This is a genomic window from Salibaculum sp., from assembly GCF_035270045.1.
Classification (GTDB): Bacteria; Pseudomonadota; Alphaproteobacteria; order Rhodobacterales; family Rhodobacteraceae; genus Salibaculum.
In genome coordinates this window covers 1-4,218 of record NZ_DATFIP010000088.1, presented here as the reverse complement: position 1 = coordinate 4,218, position 4,218 = coordinate 1, and the positions used below count along the sequence as shown (strand labels likewise).

The window sequence follows — 4,218 nt, the reverse complement described above, 5'->3', positions numbered from 1 at the left end:
GGGCTATGACGTGCAAGGGTTGTCGCGGCGGCGTCCCGGAAGAGGTGGGGCGAAACGGGAATGCCGGTGATCCGTTCCACCCCGTTCGAGATCAGTGTGCGCAAGTGGTCTTCACCGAACTTATGGCCCGTGCGGCCGATCCAGAGATGATCGTCTTTATCGCTCGCGCGCGCGGCCAGCATGGGACGGGCGTCGCGCAGATAGATGCGCAGGAGATCGGCGGCGGGGTCGGGCACCTCCGCCTCCCAGGGCAGGCCCGACTTCGTCAGAGTGCCGGGGAGCGCAATGCTGAAACCCTCCGCGTGCGGCAGGAATGAGGCGCCGATGCGCAGCCCGGTGAACGCGCGACGGCGCATTGGCATCAGGGCGAGCAGGCCGATCATCACGCCATCACGCAGGGCGGTTGCGCGGAACAACGGAACTGCGACCTTGGGTGCTTCCTCCTCGACCAGGCGTCGGCCTGCATCAAACAGCACTTCGCTGGACAGGATTCGGCCGCGCTTTCGGCTGCCATGATCACGGCTGGCGCGGGCGCGCAGACCACGCTGCAGGGCGAGTTCCGGGGTCCAGTCCCGATCCTCGTCAATGGCGCGCGCGATTCTCAGGACAGCATCCACGAACGTTCGGCGGGTCATCGGCGAGGTATGCGCAAGGTCCGCCAACCAATCCTGCAGGCGCGCTGCTTGGACCCGCATCGAGGGGGGCTGGGCCAGCACTTCCGGAGCCCTGTCCTGCACCCATTTCAACCATCGGCTGTACGCTCGTTCCAGAGAGGTCCGTGTCGTGGGCCGTACATGGGCGAGCGCCCCGCGGTCATCGAGCGGACCACCGTTGGTGAACAGCGTGGTCCAAGTCTGCTGATCGACGTCCGGCCATCGATCCCACGGCAAAGTCAGGGCCATTGCTTGCCCTCCCGCAGGCTGCCGACCAGATCGGCGAAAGCCCGGCTCGCGCTCTTTGCTTCCAGGCCGGAATACATGTTGATCGTATGACTCAATTCCTTGTGGCCGAGCAGTCGGCGGGCGACTTCGTAGCCTCCGGGATTGGCATCGAGCCACAGCATCACGGCGAAATGCCGGAAAAGATGAGCGTTCATCTCGATCCCCAATTCCTTGCGAAGGCGCTTTGCGATGCGGGCAGACAGGGCGTTGGGGTCAATCGAATCCGTGCCGCAGCGCTTCGGAAACAGAAAACGCGTGGCGGGCGGGCACAATTCTGGCGCGCGTGACGTGAGATGGGCGTCGAGCAGGGCAACGACACCTTCAGGAAGCTCAAACTCGATCGGACGGCCGCCTTTCGTCTCGGTGCTTTGGATGACAAGGAAGACACTCCCCTTGCCGGGCCGTTGTAAATGCCGGTCCAGATCGATCTCGGCGAGGTTCTTGATGCGCAGCGGGCAGGCTAGCAGCAGGGCCGTGGCAAGCGCATCCTCGCGGGCAAGCAGGTCGCTGTAGCGGCGGGTCGCCCGCACTGGGCGGGCGAAGATATCGTCCGGCATGTTCAGCAGACGGCGCTGTTGCGCGGGGTCCTGCAGGATGCGCAGGCGGGCGCGGTTCTTTTCCGTCATGCCTTTCTGCGGGGGCAGGGCCAGTTTCTTGGCGAGCAACTTGAGCGCTGCGCGCTGCGGTTCGGGGGCATCCAGCAGGCGGGCAAGGTTGCGCAGCAGACCGGCCATGTCCGCGATGGTCCGACTGGTCTGGTTGCCGTTTCGGGCGAGCATCTGGCGAAGCCCGCGCTCTGCGATAGGAGGGTCGATCAGGACGCCCAGCCCCATGATCTCCTCCGCCGCCATTCCCGCCTGCACCAGAGTGGCGGCAAAGCGCAGGATCTGCCGGCGATACTGCTTGCGGGTGGCTGCGCTCAGCGGGCGCGCGCCCGCCGCTTCGGACAGCAGGTCCGGCGCGGCAAGCCGGCCGATCAGGGCATCCAACTCTTGGATGAAGCCTGCAGGATAGGTGGCCTCTGGCATCAGGATGGTCCTGCGGCGGTCCGGCAGGTGCAGACGGATGCGGGGCCAGTCCGGGAAGCGTTGACCGGCGAGATTCCAGCCATTGATCGCCATGCGCCAGGCGGTGTCCGGGTCCTTGCTGACTTCGTTGCGAATAAGCGCCTCGCGGAATGCCTCCGCATCGGCTTGGCTGACGTCCTCGGGCAAAACCCCCATGGCGCTCAGGAAAAACACGAAGCGCCGCGCTGCCGGCGCTACGGTAGGATCCTTTGCCTCGAGCACTTGAGTCCACAGTGCGCGCCACTCCGGGCTCAGGTCCCCGACCCGGCGCTTGCGGTGCTCTACGAGACCGGCATGCGCCATGGCGCTGCGCAGATTGCTGAGGCTGTTGGCCCAGGTCTTTGGCGTCACGCCCAGTTGTGCGGGTGTGATGCGGGCCAGGCGCGGTTGCAGCCAGCGGCCATTGCATGGAATGTCAGTTGTCGGCGAACCGAGTGCCTGCGCCACGCGGGCGATCCCGGACAGCATGTCCCGGCGGCGCGTCGGTGAAAGGTCGCGGTCTTCCGCAATCTGGTCAGCGAGTGTGGCAAAGGTTGGGGTTCCGGACGCGAGCAGCGCGAGATCGGCTCGAAGGCGAAGGTACTTGGTCATCGGGATCGCGGGCCTTTCGAAGTTGTGGTCTCGGGTGGACAGGCGAGGACAGGCGGGTCGTTTCGGGACAACAGTAGCACAGGAAATCCGAAATTTACTGTTGGTGCCTTTTCCCGACAGATGTACAAGTTATTGACAGACATGGACAATACTGGACTCCCGACCCTAGCCGCGTACAAGCGCGCGATAGGCCGCGTGGGCGTCGGGATGAATGCGGATCGACCGCTTGGCAGGACCCACACGGATCACCGCCAGCAGGCCGGCCGCGATGGCGCGGCGCACCGTCTTCTCGGATACCTGGTCTTCTGCGGCGACCTGGCGAACGGTCTTGAGCGACTTGTTTGGCGCGTCGGTCTTGTTGTATGTCATGGCGTGTCACCTGGTTGCGAAATGAAATGTCGAGCTTGGGAGGGCAAATCTGCGCCACAGAGCTCAGCCCTGGCCGTCCACCACATGGGCGTCGATGAAGGCTTCGATATCGCCGCGGCGATAGCGGACAGTGCGACGCCCCAGCTTGACCATTTTGGGCCCGCCTCCGGCCCAAGCATAGCGCTCCAGAACCTTGACCCGGATGCCGTATTCATCGGCGACACGGCGGCGCGTCAGCAGTTCATACGGGTTGCTGCCTGGTACTTGAGGGGTGTCCGCACCATTGGGCTGTTCGGCTTTGCGCGAAGGGCTGGCGGTCATATCTGGGGCAGACTTGTCAAAGGGGTTCCGGCTCATGCCAACGCTCCATGTTGTGCGATGGCCCATATAGATACCCACATCTGGCGTTCATGGAACAGTGTCGGATCGGAAATTGATTGAGTGGCGACCGGCATCTATTCCCGATCAGCCCCGCTTTCGACGCGGCACGAAACATGAACACCTGAAACGGCCAGATCGGTGCAAGAGTGCCGGTCGCCATCGCCACAGGTCGTTTACACGCGCTGCTTCTCCGCCTCGGCACCAATGGTCGGCAAATCGAAAACGGCGCCCACGGTGCGCGGTCCCACCGGCCACAAACGGACCGACATGATCCGGGGATCACTCCACCCCGCGCCGAGGCGGCTCCTTCTGGCCCGGCGCAGAAACGCGACAACGAAACCCACCGGCCGGTGACTGGTCAATGAGGCCGGGAGACGGACCGGGGACCGGCAGAGGCGTATGCCTACTCCGGGGCAGGAGAAAAGCCTGCGGGGAAGCGGCTGGCCACCGAAACAAGGCATCGCGTGGATACGGATCAGGAAGCGAAGGGCCTTTCCCTGCAAGATCGGGGGGAAGGAGCGGGGGCCGGCTATTGTCTGGTCGAACCGGGACGGCAGTGCGGAGCATACGGGTTTCGCGAGGATGGACGCGTATGGCGAGGCCAGCGGACCTCTCAAGCAGGCCGAAAATCTCCCTGCCTGTTTCAACCACTTGGTCCGTCTCGACAGCGCGTGACACGATACATGCCGCCCGCGTCGTTCTTGCCCTGCCGCTCCGGCTGGCAGCATGGCTGAGCGTTCCCGTCGCCGACGTACCCAGCTGGCTGGCCGGGCAGGCCAAGCTGGTGGCGGCCTATCCTGCGCCCTTCTGGCGGGCCGAGGTGCTGAACGGCGACGCGATCTCGCATCGCGGGCCGCTCGCCGAGATCC

General features: G+C 64.7%; 4 protein-coding genes and 1 pseudogene. 1 reads left to right on the top strand and 4 read right to left on the bottom strand.

What is annotated here, in order from left to right; all coding sequences use genetic code 11:
* The 4 genes from VJ897_RS15115 to VJ897_RS15100 form a co-directional block, all read right to left on the bottom strand.
* On the bottom strand, window positions 1-902 hold a 902-nt coding region (locus VJ897_RS15115), incomplete at its 3' end, for a site-specific integrase (protein WP_324056632.1).
* A complete protein-coding gene (locus VJ897_RS15110) occupies window positions 893-2,599 on the bottom strand; it encodes a tyrosine-type recombinase/integrase (RefSeq protein ID WP_324056631.1) in 1,707 nt (568 codons plus the stop codon). The genes VJ897_RS15110 and VJ897_RS15115, both read right to left, overlap by 10 nt.
* Window positions 2,600-2,764: 165 nt before the next feature.
* Window positions 2,765-2,968, bottom strand: a complete 204-nt coding sequence (locus VJ897_RS15105; RefSeq protein WP_324056629.1) for a helix-turn-helix domain-containing protein — start codon at window positions 2,966-2,968, stop codon at window positions 2,765-2,767.
* Window positions 2,969-3,031: 63 nt separating this feature from the next.
* Window positions 3,032-3,325: a helix-turn-helix transcriptional regulator gene (locus VJ897_RS15100; protein WP_324056628.1), complete on the bottom strand. Its 294-nt coding sequence runs from the start codon at window positions 3,323-3,325 to the stop codon at window positions 3,032-3,034.
* Window positions 3,326-3,941: 616 nt separating this feature from the next.
* On the opposite strand from VJ897_RS15100, the pseudogene VJ897_RS15095 reads away from it, so the two are divergent.
* Window positions 3,942-4,218, top strand: a pseudogene (locus tag VJ897_RS15095) (amine oxidase); the annotation flags it as partial.